At 68.5% G+C, this 17408-nt stretch carries 13 protein-coding genes and 1 pseudogene; 9 read left to right on the top strand and 5 right to left on the bottom strand.

Annotation, left to right across the window (positions count from 1 at the left end):
• The first annotated feature begins 64 nt into the window (after positions 1 to 64).
• From AC5ZH6_RS12280 to AC5ZH6_RS12255, 6 genes and pseudogenes are all read left to right on the top strand, one after another.
• Positions 65 to 922 carry a 2-amino-3,7-dideoxy-D-threo-hept-6-ulosonate synthase gene (locus AC5ZH6_RS12280; protein ID WP_014359968.1) on the top strand — a complete coding sequence of 286 codons (858 nt, stop codon included), beginning with the start codon at positions 65 to 67 and terminating at the stop codon, positions 920 to 922.
• Positions 923 to 1063: 141 nt separating this feature from the next.
• Positions 1064 to 2224 (top strand): 3-dehydroquinate synthase II family protein, encoded by a 1161-nt coding sequence (locus AC5ZH6_RS12275; protein WP_026920144.1) that lies wholly within the window; start codon positions 1064 to 1066, stop codon positions 2222 to 2224.
• Positions 2225 to 2423: 199 nt separating this feature from the next.
• Positions 2424 to 3212: pseudogene (locus AC5ZH6_RS12270) on the top strand (AMP-binding protein); the annotation flags it as partial.
• Positions 3213 to 3317: 105 nt separating this feature from the next.
• Positions 3318 to 4796 carry a thioesterase domain-containing protein gene (locus AC5ZH6_RS12265; RefSeq protein ID WP_370530213.1) on the top strand — a complete coding sequence of 493 codons (1479 nt, stop codon included), beginning with the start codon at positions 3318 to 3320 and terminating at the stop codon, positions 4794 to 4796.
• Complete coding sequence (locus AC5ZH6_RS12260) at positions 4793 to 5767, top strand: beta-1,6-N-acetylglucosaminyltransferase (RefSeq protein WP_020171387.1); 975 nt, start codon at positions 4793 to 4795, stop codon at positions 5765 to 5767. Before AC5ZH6_RS12265 ends, AC5ZH6_RS12260 begins: the two co-directional genes overlap by 4 nt.
• Positions 5768 to 5817: 50 nt before the next feature.
• Positions 5818 to 7113 (top strand): lipopolysaccharide biosynthesis protein, encoded by a 1296-nt coding sequence (locus tag AC5ZH6_RS12255; RefSeq protein WP_231386675.1) that lies wholly within the window; start codon positions 5818 to 5820, stop codon positions 7111 to 7113.
• On the opposite strand, the gene AC5ZH6_RS12250 is transcribed toward AC5ZH6_RS12255, so the two are convergent.
• Together AC5ZH6_RS12250 and AC5ZH6_RS12245 are read right to left on the bottom strand one after the other, a co-directional pair.
• Positions 7079 to 7972 (bottom strand): glycosyltransferase family 2 protein, encoded by an 894-nt coding sequence (locus tag AC5ZH6_RS12250; protein WP_006370072.1) that lies wholly within the window; start codon positions 7970 to 7972, stop codon positions 7079 to 7081. The genes AC5ZH6_RS12255 and AC5ZH6_RS12250 overlap by 35 nt on opposite strands.
• The gene (locus AC5ZH6_RS12245) at positions 7963 to 8949 is read right to left on the bottom strand and encodes a glycosyltransferase family 2 protein (protein WP_020171389.1); all 987 of its coding nucleotides are present in this window, start codon (positions 8947 to 8949) and stop codon (positions 7963 to 7965) included. The genes AC5ZH6_RS12250 and AC5ZH6_RS12245 overlap by 10 nt, the downstream gene beginning before the upstream one ends.
• A 118-nt stretch (positions 8950 to 9067) precedes the next feature.
• On the opposite strand from AC5ZH6_RS12245, the gene AC5ZH6_RS12240 reads away from it, so the two are divergent.
• From AC5ZH6_RS12240 to AC5ZH6_RS12230, 3 genes are all read left to right on the top strand, one after another.
• Positions 9068 to 9856: an SDR family oxidoreductase gene (locus AC5ZH6_RS12240; protein ID WP_006370326.1), complete on the top strand. Its 789-nt coding sequence runs from the start codon at positions 9068 to 9070 to the stop codon at positions 9854 to 9856.
• A gap of 49 nt (positions 9857 to 9905) precedes the next feature.
• Positions 9906 to 11057: a lycopene cyclase family protein gene (locus AC5ZH6_RS12235; protein WP_014359961.1), complete on the top strand. Its 1152-nt coding sequence runs from the start codon at positions 9906 to 9908 to the stop codon at positions 11055 to 11057.
• Positions 11058 to 11208: 151 nt separating this feature from the next.
• A complete protein-coding gene (locus AC5ZH6_RS12230) occupies positions 11209 to 12957 on the top strand; it encodes a flavin-containing monooxygenase (RefSeq protein WP_288337541.1) in 1749 nt (582 codons plus the stop codon).
• A 4-nt stretch (positions 12958 to 12961) separates the two neighbouring features.
• On the opposite strand, the gene AC5ZH6_RS12225 is transcribed toward AC5ZH6_RS12230, so the two are convergent.
• From AC5ZH6_RS12225 to AC5ZH6_RS12215, 3 genes are read right to left on the bottom strand one after another with little or no spacing between them, the layout of a single operon-like run.
• Entirely contained in the window at positions 12962 to 15535 is a 2574-nt protein-coding gene (locus AC5ZH6_RS12225; protein ID WP_288337540.1) for a polynucleotide kinase-phosphatase, read from the bottom strand.
• Positions 15532 to 16896, bottom strand: a complete 1365-nt coding sequence (locus AC5ZH6_RS12220) for a 3' terminal RNA ribose 2'-O-methyltransferase Hen1 (RefSeq protein WP_288337539.1) — start codon at positions 16894 to 16896, stop codon at positions 15532 to 15534. Before AC5ZH6_RS12220 ends, AC5ZH6_RS12225 begins: the two co-directional genes overlap by 4 nt.
• Before the next feature lie 40 nt (positions 16897 to 16936).
• Positions 16937 to 17404: a DnaJ family domain-containing protein gene (locus AC5ZH6_RS12215; RefSeq protein ID WP_006370321.1), complete on the bottom strand. Its 468-nt coding sequence runs from the start codon at positions 17402 to 17404 to the stop codon at positions 16937 to 16939.
• Between the last annotated feature and the right edge of the window lie 4 nt (positions 17405 to 17408).

The following is a 17408-nucleotide window of genomic DNA, read 5'->3' as shown; positions in this document are numbered from 1 at the left end:
GCGATCACCGCACAGGCTAGCCTAGCCTAAGTAGTTGTTCCACCCAGGCCTGCCAGGAGACCCGATGAACACCTTTCCGGATGGATATCGCCGTCCACATCCCACGGGCGGCAAGGCTATTCGGCTCTCCCGCATCGCCGATCCGGTGACCATGCGATCCCAGATCGTGCCGATGGACCATTCGGTCACCGTCGGTCCGCTGGGCCCCACGCACCACACCGAACGCATGGTCCGGTTGCTGGCCGATTCCGGCTGTGATGCCGTGGTGCTCCACCGAGGTCGCGCACAGCAGGTCTCCTCGACGGCATTCGCCACCATGGGGTTGATCGTGCACCTGTCGGCGAGCACTTCCCTCGGTCCCGACCAGGACGCGAAGGTACTCGTCGGGGATGTCGACGCCGCCCTGCGGATCGGCGCGGATGCGGTGAGTGTGCACGTCAACGTCGGCTCCGCGACCGAGACACGACAACTGCAGGACTTCGCCGCCGTCTCCCGGGAATGCGACGCGCTCGGGGTCCCACTACTGGCCATGATGTACGCGCGCGGTCCGGCCCTCCCCGCCAAGCCGGCGGGAACGACGCTGGCCCATCTCGCGGCCATCGCCACCGATCTCGGTGCCGACATGGTCAAACTCGACTACGCCGGCTCCGCAGAGGTCATGCGGGCCGTCGTCGACTCCACCCCCGCACCGATCTACGTCGCCGGCGGCCCGGGTCGCACCGACGACGAGGCCATCGAATTCGGCGCCGAGGTGCTCACCAGCGGAGTCGCCGGGTTGAGCTTCGGCCGCAACATCTTCGACGCCGCCGACCCGTTCCGGGTGGCCAGCAGCCTGGCCGATCTGGTGCACCGGCGCGCGGGCACCACCGCGATGGCCCGCGCCGGAGCGCCCGCCGACGTCGCCGCGCTCGAATCGGCCTGAGCCGAATCGCTCGGGTTCGAGTCCGGCCTGGTTCGGGTCAGGCCCGGTCCGACACTTCCACCCACTTCACCGCGCCGACGCCCTCCGGTCGCGCGTCACCACCGTCAGCAGAACAGGAATCCATCCGTGTCCACCACCGACATGTCCACCGCCACCGGCGAGCTCATCGTCACCGACCAGATCGTGCCCGCCGCCGCCACCGGAGCTGCGCGTGCCACCACGCATTTCGGGTGGATCGACGTGCGGGGCCTGAACTCACCGGTGCGCGACGCGGTCATCGCCGCCGCGCTCAACCAGGGTCTGGACGGAATCGTCGCCGACGACCCGCAGGTGCTGAGCGATCTGCCACCGACCGTGCGTCGAATCCTGTTCGCCGCCAATGGCGTATCCGCCTCGGAGGCCGACCTCGTCCTCATCGACGCCGACGCGGTCGATCCCACCACCGCCACCGACGCCCTGACCGGCCTGCACATCACCGTCTCCGATGCGCCCACCCTGGCACAGGCGTGTGACGCGGTGCGCGTCACCCCGTGGACCGTTCTGACCTTCACCGATCCCACCAAGATCCCACTCGAGATCGTGATCGCCGCCGCCGAGAACTCCGGCGGCAAGACGGTGACCGTGGTCAATGACATCACCGACGCCGAGATCGTGAAACTCGTTCTCGAACACGGCTCCGACGGGCTGCTCCTCGCACCTCGGCACGCCGACGACGTCCTCGCGCTCGCGACGATCCTGTCCCCGACCGCCGACCGGGTCGAGCTGTCCCACCTGACGATCACCGGCGTCGAGCACATCGGTATGGGCGAACGGGCCTGCATCGACACGTGCTCCCTGCTCGAGTTGGACGAGGGTTGCCTCATCGGTTCGTTCGCGAGCGGAATGTTCCTGTCCTGCAGCGAGACCCATCCACTCCCCTACATGCCGACGCGTCCGTTCCGATGGAATGCCGGTGCCGTGCACTCCTATGTCCTCACCCCCGACAACCGGACCCGCTACGTCAGCGAACTGCGCGCAGGTCAGCCGATCCTCGCGGTCCGTTCGGACGGTTCGGCCCGCGAGGTACGGATCGGACGGGTGAAGATCGAACGCCGCCCACTGATCTCGATCACTGCGACGAGTCCGGACGGCAAGACGATCAATGTCATCGCGCAGGACGATTGGCATGTTCGCCTGCTCGGCCCCGGCGGCAGCGTCAACAACGTCACCGAACTCACCCCCGGAGACGTGCTGCTGGGTTACGTCCCCACCGAAGCGCGCCACGTCGGGCTGCCCATCACCGAGTTCTGTGAAGAACGCTGAGCGCCTTGCCGATCGGTTCGCCGCGGCCGTCGCCGCCCACGCCGACCGATCCGCGCTGCGCATCGGCGACCGGTGCTGGGATTATCGCGAGCTCGACGACGAGCTGAGCCTCCTCCGGGCAACTCTCGCCGAGGTCTGTGCCGATCCCGACCGGCCGGTCGCGGTCGTCGTCGACGGTACGGCGGCGACCTTCCTGCCGATGCTCGCCGTGCTCTTCTCCCCGCATCCGTTGATTCCCGTCGATGCCGCCTCCCCGCGGTCACGGGTGTCGACCATCCTCGCCGACACCGGAGCACTGCTCTGGAGCGCCGACTCCGACACCATGTCCACAGCCGACCTCGTGCCCGGCCATCCCCGGGTGGACTGCGCGGTGCTCGCCTACACCTCTGGTTCCACCGGCACCCCCAAGGCCGTCCGGCAGGGCGACGAGCTGTGGCTGCATCAGGCGACCGAACTCGCCCACGAACTGGGCATCGTTCCGGGATCGGTCGTCGCACAAGCACTTCCAGCCACCTTCGGTGGTGGGCTCGACGTCACCGTCACCGCGCTGCTCGCCGGGGCGTTGCTGTGGACACTCGATCCGCGAATCGACGGCGTGGGGGATCTGGTCGCCGAACTTCGAGGTCGCCGCCCACAGTCGCTACACCTGTCCCCCGCGTTGCTGCGGGCGGTCCTCGACACCGCCGGCGCCGGCGAGGCATTGAGCGGCATCGACCTGGTGGCCACCTGTGGTGAAGCGCTCGATGCGGTCGAGGTCGACCGACTGCGCGCACTGACGCCCGAGGTCACCTTCGTGAACCGGTCCGGCTCGTCGGAGACCGGAAACCTCGCCTTCAACTCGTTCACACCCGACCGGGAGCTGCCGACCGGCACGCTGCCCGCCGGACGCATCGCGGCGGGCAAACACATACGCGTGCTCGACGAGCACGGCACACCACTCCCGGACGGCGCGGTCGGCGCGATCGAGGTGCGCTCGCCCCATCTCGCACGCGGATACCTCTGCGACGGTGAGCTCGTCGACTTCGCGACGCACGGCACCGGTGACCAAGGGGTGCCCACCGCATTGCCGGTACGCAGTCACCGCACCGGCGACATGGGGCGGGTCGTCGGTGACCGGCTCACACTGCTCGGTCGCAGCGACGACACGGTGAAGATCCGCGGCTACCGCGTCGACATCGGCGAGGTGACCGCCGCGGCCCGCGCCGCCGACGGCGTGGGCGACGCCGTGGTCATCGCCCGAGAGTCCGCGGGCCGCACCGAACTCGTCGCATACGTCGCACCGCCACGGACCGCCCGCGCCCCGGCGATCGCGACGGTGCGCACCGCCATCGGCCGGGCTGTGCCGTCCTGGATGGTCCCCACCCACATCGTCCTTCTGCCCGAACTCCCCCGCACCGAGCGCGGCAAGGTCGATCGCAGCGCACTGCCCGCACCCCGACGGCGCCCCGCGTACATGCCACCGGCCACCGGTACCGAAAAGCTGCTGGCACCGATCTATGCCGACCTCCTCGGGATCGGGACAGACGGGATCGGGGCGGACGGGATCGGGGCGGACGGGATCGGGGCGGACGACGACTTCGTCGCGCTCGGTGGCGATTCACTCACCGCGGTGACCCTCCTGCGACGCGTCGAGGAAACCTTCGGGGTGAGCCTGCCCCCGTCCGCACCGATCACCGACCCGACGGTGCGAGACCTCGCCGCACGCATCGACGCAGGCGCACCCATGAGCGCCGACGGTGTCGTGGTCCATCTGCGTGGAACAGACGATGTCGCCGCAAGCAACGATCCCGGCGGCTCCCCCGCTCACACCCCGATCGTGTTCGCCTTCGCCGGCGCCGGCGAGTCGGCACTGGCCTTCGCTCCCCTGGCGCGGCGCCTATCCGGGTATCGCGTCATCGGCCTCCACGCCCATGGTCTGGAGAACCGTGGCATCCCCGATCCGACGATCCGGCGGGCCGCCCGACGTTTCGCCGGTCACGTGCGTCGGTTCTGCCCCCACGGCCCCTATCGATTCGTCGGCCACTCACTCGGTGGCGTGATCGCCATGGAGGTCGCGCGCATCCTCATCGACGACGGCGAGGTGATCGAGCACATCGTGTGTCTCGACACCGTACTCACCGGGCCGCTGCAGCGTCGTCTGCCGGTCCACCTGCCCGCATCCACCGACGACACTGCAGACACCGCCGACACCGCCGACACCGCAACCGGATCCGATGTCGTCGATCCCGAACAGGCTGCTGCAGAACACTGTTCGACGTGGGAGCTGTGGCGTACCCGGGTGGCATTGCTCACCGCCGGATGGTGGCCGCGGCCGGCCGATGCCCAGTGGTCGCTCTTCCACGAACTCGGGCGACGCTCGGCGTTACTGCATCGATTGCACCCCTGGCCGGGCCCGGTCACCGTCGTTCTCGCCGAGGACAACCCCGATCCCGGCGAATGGTGGGATGTGATCGCGCCCGATCACCAAGGCGTGCACCGCATCAGCGGCGACCACAACGGGATCCTGCGCGCACCGCACGTCGATGCGACGGCGGAGATCGTCACCGACGCCCTTACCGGGGCGAACGTATGACACCCCGGTTCGCGGTGTACATCGCCGCGCACGACAAGCCCGCATTGTTCGCCGATCTGGTTGCCTCGCTACATCATCCGCAGATCGATGTCTATGCCCACGTCGATCGCGCCGTCGACAGTCGTCCGTTTCACGAGGCGGTACGTGCCGTACTGCCCGAGGCGGTGCATCCGGTGCGGTTCGTCGCCGAGCGTGACCGCATTCGGGTGAACTGGGGTGGCATCAGCCTGGTGTCGGCCAGCCTGCGGCTACTTGCCCTCTCCACGGGCTCCGGCCGTGTCTACCATCGTCATTCGTTGTTGTCGGGGACCGATCTGCTGCTTCGGTCGCTGCCCCAGCTGATCGACGCGTGGTCCGGCGACGTCGAGTTCCTGCGCGTCGATTGCGCACTGGATTCCGGGCCGCACCGCGCGACCGTCGACCGGTATCACTTTCCCGACCATCCGAGCCTGCGCCGATTGTCCGGTCGCATTCCGCGCCCGCCGATCGAACGGCGCCTCTACCGCGGGTCCAACTGGTGGTCGCTCACCGACGCGGCGATCGGGATCATCGCCCGCACCCTTGCCGACGACCCGGGGTGGTTGCGGGATCTGCGGTTCGCCTCGTGCCCCGACGAGATCGTGTTCCACTCGATCCTCATGGGATCGGCTCGGGCGCCGGCCATCGGGCAGAACTACGCCGAGTGTGTCCACGACAACTATCGGCATCCCGAGTCCGACTGCGTACACAGCGACGTGACGATCCACGGGCAGCACTACATCGACTGGACCGACCCCGACGGCGTCTCACCACCGGATCTCGATGTCGAGGCGCTGCGACGCGCACTCGACGGCCCGGCCCTGTTCGCCCGCAAGGTGCCCTCGGGCTGGACGTGGCGTACCGGGCCCCTGCCCGACGGTGACACGAGAGACGGGGACACGACAGGCAGGGACACAACAGGCAGCGACCGGCCCACTCGGGTGCGCGCGTGATCGGCCGGCTCGCCACCCGGGATCGGTTGACGGTCAACGCTTCTGCCCTCATGGCCAGCTCAGTGGGCACCGGGCTGCTGGGACTGGTGTACTGGATCGTCGCCGAGCACCACTTCCCCACCGCCGAGGTCGGCCGGGCCTCGGCGGTGATCAGCTCGGCGACCGTGCTGTCCTCTCTGGCCTGCCTGTCCCTCGGCGGTGCGTTCCAGCGGTTCCTGCCGGTGGCGGGCGGCGCCGCCCTGCGCTACATCGTCGGCGGTTATCTCCTGACCGCGGCCACCGGCGTCGTCCTCGCCACCGGATTCGTCGTCGTCGGACTCGGAGACCGAATCCTGCACAGCACCGGTGAACGAATCGCCTTCGTCGCCATGGTCGTCGTGTTCGCGCTCTACGCGCTCACCGACCCCATCCTCACCGGCCTGCGGCGCGCTCCGGCCGTCGCGGTCAAGAACATCACGCTCTCGGCGATCAAGATCGTCCCCATCGTCGTTCTGGCCGGTGTGCCGTCGGCACTGGCCATCTCCGGTTCCTGGGCGTTGCTGGCGGCCGTGGTCACCGCCGTCTTCGTGTTCGGTGTCTGCCGCACCGCGATCGCTCGTCGCGGCCAACGTCGCGACCTACCGGCAGGACGCGAGCTGTTGTCGTTCCAGGGAGCCTTCTTCTTCCTGATGCTGGTGTCGTCGGTGACCCCGCTGGCGTTGCCGCTGGTCGTCGTCGCCAAGACCGGCACCACCCAGAACGCCTACTTCAATCTGGCGTGGACGATGTGTTCGGCGGCCGGGATGCTGCGCGCGTCGATCGGTTCGGCGTTCATCGTCGAGGCCTCCGCGCCCGACGCCGACCGCCCGGCACTATTACGACGTCTGGGCACCATGCTCGGACTGGTCACCGGGGTCGTGGCGGCCGGATTGGCGATCGGCGGCCCGGTCGTGCTGCTGCTCGCCGGCCGCGACTACTTCCACGCGGCGGGTCCGCTGATGGTCGTCATGGCCGTCGAATCGATCGTGGAAACCGTTGTGGTGACCTACTTCTTGATCGCCCAGCTCCAACGACGGATGCGGTTGATGGTCGCCGCCCAGATGATCATGGTGATCACCACCGTCGGTGGTGCGTGGGTGCTGCTCGATCCGCTCGGGCTGCTCGGCGTCGCGGTCGCCTCACTGCTCGCGGTGGTGATCACCCTCGCGGTGGTCGCCAGACCGCTGATCCTCGGGGTGCGCGCGATGCTTCACGACACGCCGGCGAACACGCCTCATACCGAATGCACCGACGACCCGCCGGTCGCGGGACCCGGCGGGTCGGGCGCCGGTGTCACCGACGTCGGGCAGCCAACGTCGCCTCGATGACGCGACGCGAACAGAACCGGGCGGTCTGGACGCCCGGCTTCCGCCGGAATGCCCGCGCTGCGGCCGCCGAGCTGATCACCGCGGTACGCACCACCCCCGCCTCCTCGGGCCACAGCAGGTCGCGGACAACGTGATCCGGCAGGGCTCGCACACCGGTGCGGTTCGCATGCGCGGCCGCAATCGCCAGATGCGCCTCCCGTTGCTCGGCACTGTGCCGGTTGCTCACCTGCGACGGATGAATCCGGTACCGATAACCCACCGACGCGACGTTGCCGATCCGTCCGAACGCCGAGAGTCGCGCGTAGAACTCGTAATCCTCGGCGTGGGCGAACTGCGGATCGAATCGCAGCGCGGCCTCCGTCACGACGTCGCGGCGCATCATCACCGAAGCGCCACACAGACTTCCGGCCAGCAGCAGCCGCTGACGGCACGCCCTGTCCGAACGCGGCATCCGCACGCGCCCGGTCATCGATCCGAACAATTCATAGTCGGTGCCGCAGGCGATCCCGTCGGGATGCCGGTGAAACCACCGTAGTTGCGACTGCAACCGGCCGGGGGTCGAGATGTCGTCGGCGTCCATGCGCGCCAGATACCTCCCGCGGGCCTCGTCGAGGCCCCGGTTCAAGGCGGCCACGAGTCCCGAATTCGGTTGTCTCACCACACGTATGCGCGGTTCGTCGAGAGTGTGCAGTACCTCGGCACCGCCGTCGGTGGAGCCGTCGTCGATCACCAGGAGCTCCAGATCGTCGACACCCTGCTCGAGAATCGACCGCGCGGCCGCCTCGATGTGGTCGGCGGCGTTGTACGCCGGCATCAGGACCGTCACCAGCGGTGGGTCCGACCGCCCGGTCAGCGCCATCGCAACACCGCCGAGTAGAGGCCCGGTGCGAACTTCATCAGCACCGCGAATCTCGCCTCCCGCAGATGGCGTCCGGCCCACAGGGTCGGCAGATCGCGCATGGTGATCTCGGCGCGCACCCGGCGGATCGCGGTGCGATACAGCGGCGGTTCGGCCCGGCCGTGATGCGCCGACCGCATCGCGACGTGGGCCACCGACGTCAGCACCTCGCGGTAACGGAAGCCCACGAAGTCGCGGGACCAGTCCACCCCGCGGTCGGCGCCGCAGATCAGTTCTCGCACATCGGCTTCGACGCGGAAGAGGTCGAGCGTCGAGGGACTCAGGGCCGTCGACAACGAGCCCTCCCGATATAGATAGCGATACAGCGGCTCGGCCACGGTGGCCACCCGGTCCACCGACAATGCCAGCCGCACGCTGGTCGCAACATCTTCGTAGGCCTGATCCTGTGCCCACGGGTGGGTTCCGAGGATCTCGCGGCGAAAGATCTTGGTACAGGCGTAGGCCTTCGCGCGGCCGCAGAGGATTTCGCGGGCATAGCGCTCTCCGGTGAGCACCTCGGCCGATGGTGGCGCCTCGTCGATCTGCAGGACGTTGCCGTCGACGTCGACGCGCCGCGTACGGGTGACGGCGAATGCCGCGTCGTGGCGCTCGATCGCGTCGACGAGGCGTTCCACGAAGTCGGGGTCGGCCTGATCGTCGCTGTCGAGGAACCAGACCAGATCGGTCGCCAGTTGCGCCAGCCCGGTGTTGCGCGCCCGTCCCAGACCGCCGTTGCGGGGTTGGCGAATGAGCGTATGCGGGCGCCCGTGCTCGGCCAGCACCCGCTGGGCCAGCGGAACCGATTCGTCGCCCCCACGGTCATCGACGAGCACGATCTCGTCGACGGGAAAGGTCTGCGCCAGAACCGATTCGAGGCAGCCTCGAACATAGGGCGCGCACCGGTACACGGGGATCACGACGCCGACGGTCGGCCTCACCCTCACCGCACCTCGCTTCCCAGTTCCATACCCTTCGTGATGAGGATAGCCTAAGCAAATTCGCAGGTGTCGACGGTGCCGCACGGATGACGGACGAGAAGTCGATAAGGTGACACCTGTGACCGACACCACTTCATTTCCCGTACCCGACCTCACCGGTCGTTCCGCTCTCGTCACCGGCTCCAGCCGGGGTATCGGATTGGGCATCGCCACCGAACTCGCCCGTCGCGGAGCCGCCGTCGTCATCACCGGCCGCAAGCCCGATGCACTCGAGGCCGCCGCTGCGCAGATTCGCACCGTGGTCCCCGACGCGCGGGTCACCGCGGCGCCCGGCAACACCGGGGACGCCGCACACCGGGCAGAGGCCGTGGCCGCGGCGGTGTCGAACGGCGGGATCCACATCCTGGTCAACAACACCGGCATCGCGCCGACCGCGGGGCCGCTGATGGACGCCGATCTCGACGCCGTCCGAAAGACGTTCGACACCAACGTGGTTGCGGCGCTGGGCTTCGTCCAGGAGGCATACCGAGCGGGTATGGCCGAGCACGGAGGCGCGGTGATCAACGTGGCGTCGGTGGCCGGGCTGCGGTCGACCGGCGTGATCGCAGCCTACGGCGCGTCCAAGGCAGCGCTGATCAGGCTGACCGAAGAACTCGCCTGGGAACTCGGACCCGCGGGCATCCGGGTCAACGCCATCGCACCCGCCATCGTCCGGACCAAGTTCGCCGACGTGCTCATCAGCGGCGACAACGAGGCCAAGGCGGTCGCGCGGTACCCACTCGGACGTCTCGGCGAAACCGAGGACATCGCCGCCGCGGCAGCATTCCTGGCCGGCGACGGCTCGTCGTGGATCACCGGCGAGACACTGCGGATCGACGGAGGCCTCATGGCCACCGGCACCGTGTGAGTGACGTCGCGCGGGCCGGGTGTGAGGGTGCTGGGGTAAGGGTGCTGGGGTGAGGGGCCCGGCCGCGATCGTGATCGGTGCCGGACCTTCCGGCCGGGCACTGGCCCATCGGCTCGCCCATCACGGCGTGCCGGTGACGCTCATCGATTCGCGCGTCGAACGACGATGGACCGCAACGTATGCGGCGTGGACCGACGAGCTACCGGCATGGCTCGACGACTCGGTGATCGCCGCACGGACGGCGTCGGTGGCCGCCCATGCGGTCCACCGGCGTCACATCCCACGCGGTTACAGCGTCTTCGACACGGTCGGGCTGCAACGACGCCTGCACCTCGACGGCGTCGACGTCGTCGAGGCCCGGGCGCGGCACGTCGCCCCCGACCGGGTCATCACCGACGGCGGCACCGTCCATCGCGCCGGGACGGTGTTCGATTGTCGGGGTGCGGCGGCCGACGGCCCGTCGGCCCGGGCAGCCCCGCGCCAGACGGCATTCGGCATCGTGGTCGGACGCGACGAGGCGGCGCCGGTCCTCGACGGCGCCGAGGCGGTCCTCATGGACTGGCGAGCGCCGCGACACGGTCCGCCGTGGAGCCCCCGCGGCGCGGCACCGTCGTTCCTCTACGCCGTACCCGTCGGCGACGACGCGATCCTCCTCGAGGAGACCTGCCTGATCGGCCGCCCGGCCCTGCCGGTCGCCGAACTCGCCGACCGCCTCACCGTCCGCCTGGCCGGCCACGGCATTTCCGGCGACGGCGCACGGCACCGTGAGCGGGTGTCGTTCCCGGTGCTCGTCGCCTCGCCCACCCCGTGGCGTCTCGAGCCGCTGCGATTCGGCGCCGCAGGCGGATTCGTGAATCCGACCACCGGATACGGCGTGGCGACCGCGCTGCGGTGGGCCGACACCGCAGCACGGGCGGTCGCCGACGACGAGGACGCCTCGGAGGTGTTGTGGCCGTGGCGTGCACGGCAGGTGTGGCGTCTGCGCCTGCGCGGGGCCGCGGTCCTGCTGGGTCTCGACCCCGTGCAAACCGTTCGGTTCTTCGACGCCTTTCTCGCGTTGCCGCTCGAGTCACAGCGCAGCTACCTGAGCGAACGCGCAGATCTCACGGGCACCCTTGCCGCGATGCGCCGGGTGTTCGCGGCTCTCGATCAGCCCACCCGTACCACCCTCGTACGACGAACGATGCGCGGCCGCACCTGATCGGCGTGACCATCATGGTTCTCGCGGGACCTTGGTCCCCGGTTCGTCGCGCGGTTTGAGGGCGCCCTGCAACTAATGTTAGCCTCGCCTAACACCAATCCGGTGCCGGGTGTCGGCGGCAGGGCCCCGACTCGCATCTCGAAGGACATCCATGAAGGTCTGCGTGGTCGGCGCCGGTCCGTGCGGTCTCACGACCATCAAACAACTCCTCGACGAAGGCCATGAGGTGGTCTGTTTCGAGAAGAATCCGGATGTCGGCGGGATCTGGCTGCGCGACGCCGACGGCGCGGACGCCGCGCAGATGAAGGCCTACGACACCCTGATGCTGACCATCTCGATGAAGCTGATGGCCTACTCCGATCATCCCCACGTCAGCGACGGCAGTCGGGGTGAGCGCGAGTTCTATTCGCGGGCACAATATTTCGACTACCTGAAGGGATACGCCGAACGTTTCGGTCTGCTCGAGCACATCCGAGCCGGTAATGAGGTCGTCGATGTCACCCGTGACGGCACGACGTGGCGGGTCGATGTACGCGACGCCGGAGACGCCGCCGGAGCCGTCCGTGCCGAGAGGTTCGACGCGGTCGCGGTGTGCTCGGGGCCGTTCGCCACGCCGAATCGCGACATCGCCGAGCTCGAGGGATTCACCGGGGAGATCGTGCACTCCAGCGAGTACCGCAACAACGAACGTTTTCGTGGAAAACGCGTCCTGATCGTCGGGCTCGCCGAGTCCGGTGCCGACATCGTGCGCGAGGTGGGTGACGTCGCCGCCGCGGCGACGCTGTCGATCCGCTCCTACAACTACCTGCTGCCCCGGATCATGAACGGCGACCGCACCACCGACCACGGGACCGTCCGGTCGCACCACCACGAGATGCTGCGCCGCTCGAGCGACGAGCCGTTCGTCCTCGACACGTTCTGGGGAACGAGCACGATCGCCAAGGCCGTGTTCCTCGCGGTCTCGGTCGTCCTCGGGGTGGTGACGACCGCGCTCGGCGCGGTCCGGGTGGCAACCGAACGACTCGTTCCCGCCCGCCGCCGACCGAAGTCCGCACTGAATCCGATGGGCGAGCCGATGTTCCCGCCCAAACTCGACGTGGGCACCGTGCACGACGACGCGAACTTCGAACTGATCCGGACCTGGAATCGACGGTCGCATCCCGACGGCAGCTGGGCACAACGCACCATCTTCTGCAAGAACGTCAGTTTCATCCCGCACCTGGTGAGCGGGCGGGTGACACTCAACGACCGCGGGCTCACGCACTCGCAGGGCACCGCGATCACCTTCGGCGACGGCACCTCCGCCGAGTTCGACACGGTGGTGCTGTGTACCGGTTTCACCAAGGAGTCGTTGTCGATCGGCGACCTACAGGTCAAGGACGGCAACGTGCGCAACCTGTACAAGCACTTCCTGCATCCGGAACACCAGGGCACGGTGGCCTTCATCGGCTTCGTGCGTCCGTTCTCCGGCGGAATCCCGGTGTGCGCGGAGATGCAGGCGCGGTACTTCGCCCGGGTGCTCAGCGGCACACTCACCCCGCCCGCCGACATCGACGAACGCATCGGGCGTGAGAAGGAGTGGGAGGAGTACTGGACGGCATTGAGCCCTCGGCACACCGAAGCGATCCCGTCCCAGGTGCTCTACCTCGACGCGCTCGCGCGTGAGATCGGGTGTCTGATCCCGATGCGGATGATGCTCACCAACCCGAAGCTGTTCATCCAGCTGTGGTTCGGCAGCTTCAACCCTTCCTGTTATCGCGTGGTGGGGCCGCACAATCTCGGCGACGCCGCCCTCACCGACCTGTATTCCGAACTCGTCGACAACCGCCGCGAGATGGCCTTCCGGATGTCGATGCTGCAGCTGATGCCCACCCACGTCCATCCCGAACACATGATGTGAGTATTCACAGGCGGGTGTCGACGGACTCGGATTCCAACGCCAGCACCCCGAAGACGCACTCGTGCACCTGCCAGAGCGGGGCTCCCGCCGCGTGGCGGGCCAGGGCCTCACGGCCCAGCCGATACTCACGCCCTGCCATCGACCGCTTGTGCCGCAGATCGCGAGATCGCAAGCGCGCCAGGTCATCGAGGTACGACGGCCCGTAGACGATGCGCAGATACTCACGCCCACGGACCTTGACCCCGGCCGGCGGCAAACGTCCGGCAGCGTCGCGCACCGCATTGGCGAACGGTTTGACGACCATCCCCTCGCCACCCGTCGATGTCAGATCGGCCCACCACTGCTCCGCAGCCGCACACGAGCGCCGATCATCGACGTCGACCACGCGGTGGCGGGTTCGGGTGAACACTCCGTCGTCGGCATCGGCGAGGGTCGCGGCGGCGTCCAGATGCCATGCGTGCGAGCGTGACTCGAGGGTCATCCCCCCTGCCGAGCCACCCCCGCAGGCCAGCACCTCGAATGGCGCGATGCGAACGTCGTCGATTCCGGCGCCCGGGTGCACATGGCCCACGTAGGCGTCGGTGAACGCGCCGAGGTCGGCTCGACGACGCACGAGTGCGTCGAGGTCGGCGTCCAGCGCCAGGCCGCGGGCCTGTGCATGGGCCAGTTCGCTCTGCAGCACCTCGCTTTCGGCCCGGCCGGCCGCGGAGACCTCGGCGAACTCGTCACGAACCAGGCTCTCGCCCTTGATGTTCCACGGCAGCAGCTCGGCGTCGAGGATCAGCCACGTCGCGTCCAGCCGGTCGAACAACCCAGTGGCCGCGGTGCGCGCCCGCGCGAGGAGCGCGTGCTCGTCGGAGCCGTCGAAGAAGGGCCGACCGGTACGCGTGTACAGAGCGCCACTGCCACCGCGCACCCCGAAACAGCGCAACGCGGTGTCCTTGTCGGCGGTGAGCACCATGATCGCGCGCGACCCCATGTGCTTCTCCTCGCACATCACTCTCGAGATGCCCTGCTCGCGGAAGAACGTGAATGCGGCGCCGGGACTCTCCAGGAGATCGTCGCGATCGGAGCCGATCGGACTCATCGTCGGCGGCAGGTAACGCAACCATCGTGGGTCGACGGAGTATCGCGACATCACCTCGAGTGCTGCCGCCGCATTCTCGGCGCGAATCGACACCGGTGGCCCGTATCCGGTTCGGATGGAGCGCTTTCCGACGACGTCGGCAAGGCTCAGCCGTGCACGCACGCGGTCGTCGGCAGCGCTGTGCCCGTAACCGAGCGGGCGTCCGGCATCGAAGTACGTCGTCCGTGCCGGCACCGACACGACCTCCCGCTCCGGGTAACGCACCGCCGTCAACGCGCCGCCGAACACGCATCCGGTATCGATGCAGATCGTGTTGTTGACCCACGCCGCCTGCGGTACCGGAGTGTGTCCGTACACGACCTGCGCCTGCCCGCGATAGTTCCGGGCCCAGTCGATCCGCACCGGGAATCCCCAGCGGTCGGTCTCACCGGTGGTCTCACCGTAGAGCGCCGCGCTGCGGACCCGCCCCGATGTGCGTCCGTGGTAGCGCTCGGCGAGCCCCGCGTGCGCGACGACGAGTCGTCCGTCGTCGAGCACGAGCTGGGTGATCAGACCGTCGAGGAACTCCGTTGCCTCGGTGCGGAACTCGTCGGTCGTCTGTGCGAGCTGCGCCAACGTCAGGTCGGCGCCGTGTCGCGCGCGGATCTCGGCACCACCTGAACCGCGCCCATTGCCCGGTCCGGCGCGGAGCAACCGCACCAGCTTCTCCTCGTGGTTGCCGCGCACGCAGAGTGCGCGGCCGGCATCGACCATCGCCCGCACCACCGCGATGACCTGCGGGCTGTCCGGACCACGGTCGACGAGATCGCCGACGAAGACCGCCGTGCGGCCCTGCGGGTGTTCGGGGACGCTGCGGACCCGGCCATCGTCACCCACCTCTACCACCCAGTCGAGGGCGCGCAGCAGGTCGACGAGTTCGGTGGCACATCCGTGGACGTCGCCGATGATGTCGAACGGCCCGTGCAGATCGCGCTTGTCGTGGTACAGGCGTGTTCGGACGACCTGGGCGGCGTCGATCTCGGCGACTCCGTCGAGATGATGGACGTACCGGAACCCTTCCTTGCGCAGCACTTTTCGACTGTTGCGCAGCAGGTTGTACTGCCGTGCGAGGACCCCCTCGTCGGTACCGGTGACCGATGCTCTCCTGGTGAGCTCGCCGCGCGGGACGTCGAGGATGATGGCGACCGCGAAGACGTCTGCCTCGCGTGCGAGGTCGAGCAGCACCCGACGGTCCTCCGGACGCAGCGAGGTCGCGTCGACCACGGTCAACAGTCCGCGACGCAGACGCCGTCCGGCGACGTCGGAGAGCACCGCGAAGGCATCGGCGGTGGCCGACTGATCGGTGGGGTCGTCGGCGACCATGGCGCGCAAGGCATCCGACGACAGCACCTCGGTGGTGTCGAAGTGACGGCGAACGAAGGTGGACTTGCCGGAGCCGGACACTCCCACCATGACCACCAGGCACAGGTCGGGGATCTCGAGGACGGTCATGGTGTCACTCCCTCCGCAGATCGCGCGGGATCGGTGCGGGTGAACACGGCGTACTGGGTCGGCGACCCCGCCTCGGCGTCCCGGTCACCGATTCCGCCACGGACATGGGTGTAGTCGAACTCCGCCGAGACCTCCGCGCACCAGTCGGCGAACTCCGTACGGTCGAACTCGAAACGGTGATCGGGGTGACGCAATTCGCCGGCGGCCAACCCGTAACGGGCATTGAACTCGCGGTTGGGCGTGGTCACGACGACGGTGGCCGGGGCCATGTCGTCGAACACCGAGGCCATCGCCACCGGCAGCCGCCCTCGGTCGATGTGCTCGATGACCTCCATCAGCACCACCGCGTCATATCCGGAGCAGCGCGGATCGGCGTACATCAGCGACGACTGCCAGAGCTCGACCTGCCGCACGAGTTCCAACCGTCGCGCCGCACGGTGCAGTGCATCCGCTGCGACGTCGACACCGGCGAGCCTCGGAATCGGGGTCTGCGCCGCCAGTTCGGCCAACAGTCGCCCCTCACCGCACCCGACATCGAGGACAGACCGCGCACAGGAGGCCGACAGCAGTCCGATGACCTCCTGGGCCCTTGTGTGCGACAACCGGTTTCGCGGCTCGCTGACGTCGGGGGTCGGCTCACCCGATCCGGACACCATGGTGATCGCCTGGTCGGCCAAACCTGGCAGATCCTTCAGGTAGGCGCGGGTGATGGCCGCGGCGTGCGGGTGAGCGGGCAGCCACATGTCACCGAGCCGCACCAACTTCTCTATCTCGGCGTCGTCGACGAAGTAGTGCTTGTCGCGGGCGAGGACCGGCAGGAGCACGGCGAGATGCCGCAGGGCGTCGACGACGCGAAACGATCCGCGCACGGTGAGCACCCCGTGGTCGGAATTCCCCCATTCCACCGGCACCAGCGCCTCGCGTGTCATCTCGACGGTCCAACCGAGCGGCTCGAAGAGATCCTCGGCACTCACGTTGTCGGGGCCACCGGGGCACGGAACCGCAGCGGCGCGCACGGTGAGGTCCCACGTTCGGTCGACCAGCTCGGGCCGCTGGTGGCAGCGTCCGGCCAGTGCGTCACCGAACACCTTGCCCAGAGCGACCACCATGCGGGTGGACGCTTCGTACGGGACGGCGGTGACGTATCGCGATGTCCCGGAATCGCGCGTCGGACGGATGCCGATGCCGTCGACGTGCATCGCGACCCGGCACCGGTCGTCGTCGGCGATCGGGTAGAAGACGGTGGCCACGCCCTGGCTGGTCGGGAACCGCTGTACCCGATCGGGATGCTTGTGCAGCAGGTACCCGACGTCGGTCGCCGGGCCGTCCGGTCCGCCACGTACTTCCAGGGTCATCAACACGCCGACCACACTATCGGTGGGGGCAAACGGTTTTGGCCGGTCAACTGTGTCGCAACAACCGCCAGCGGTCAATCATCTCCTCGACGTCGACGGTGCGGCACACCAGATGTGAGGCCGGGCCCACGCTCGGACGCAACCGGTCCTGCTTCACCCGGGTGTTGAAGTCTGTCAGGATCGTCCGGACCACGCCTTCGTCGGCGATGCCGCGCAACGACTCCGGGAAGGTGTCGCGCTCCTTGCGCAGCTGCAGGGTGGGTGGCAACAGTGCGGTCGAGTCGAGGTCTTCGTCGCGGATCTTCTGCTTGGCCCACCAATCGGGGTCATCGAGTCCGGACAGGTTGAGCGGCTTACCCATTCCGGGCAGATTGTCGAACTCGCCGCGCTCGGTCGCCTCGCGGATCATCTTCTCGACCCGTGACTCGTGACGCTGCGGACGCCACCGCCGTACCCGTCGGAAGTGTCCCTCGGGTCCGGTGGATGCGGGCTCACCGCCGTCCGGTCCGGTCACCGGC

This window comes from Gordonia sp. YC-XJ4 (assembly GCF_059511865.1).
Note: the sequence above shows the minus strand (reverse complement) of the source record. Positions and strands in the feature narration are given on the sequence as shown.

Coding starts and splice junctions, on each gene's coding strand:
- AC5ZH6_RS12280 (WP_014359968.1), top strand. CDS start 65: ATGAACACCTTTCCGGATGGATATCGCCGTCCACATCCCACGGGCGGC.
- AC5ZH6_RS12275 (WP_026920144.1), top strand. CDS start 1,064: ATGTCCACCGCCACCGGCGAGCTCATCGTCACCGACCAGATCGTGCCC.
- AC5ZH6_RS12265 (WP_370530213.1), top strand. CDS start 3,318: ATGGGGCGGGTCGTCGGTGACCGGCTCACACTGCTCGGTCGCAGCGAC.
- AC5ZH6_RS12260 (WP_020171387.1), top strand. CDS start 4,793: ATGACACCCCGGTTCGCGGTGTACATCGCCGCGCACGACAAGCCCGCA.
- AC5ZH6_RS12255 (WP_231386675.1), top strand. CDS start 5,818: ATGGCCAGCTCAGTGGGCACCGGGCTGCTGGGACTGGTGTACTGGATC.
- AC5ZH6_RS12250 (WP_006370072.1), bottom strand. CDS start 7,972: ATGGCGCTGACCGGGCGGTCGGACCCACCGCTGGTGACGGTCCTGATG.
- AC5ZH6_RS12230 (WP_288337541.1), top strand. CDS start 11,209: ATGAAGGTCTGCGTGGTCGGCGCCGGTCCGTGCGGTCTCACGACCATC.
- AC5ZH6_RS12225 (WP_288337540.1), bottom strand. CDS start 15,535: ATGACCGTCCTCGAGATCCCCGACCTGTGCCTGGTGGTCATGGTGGGA.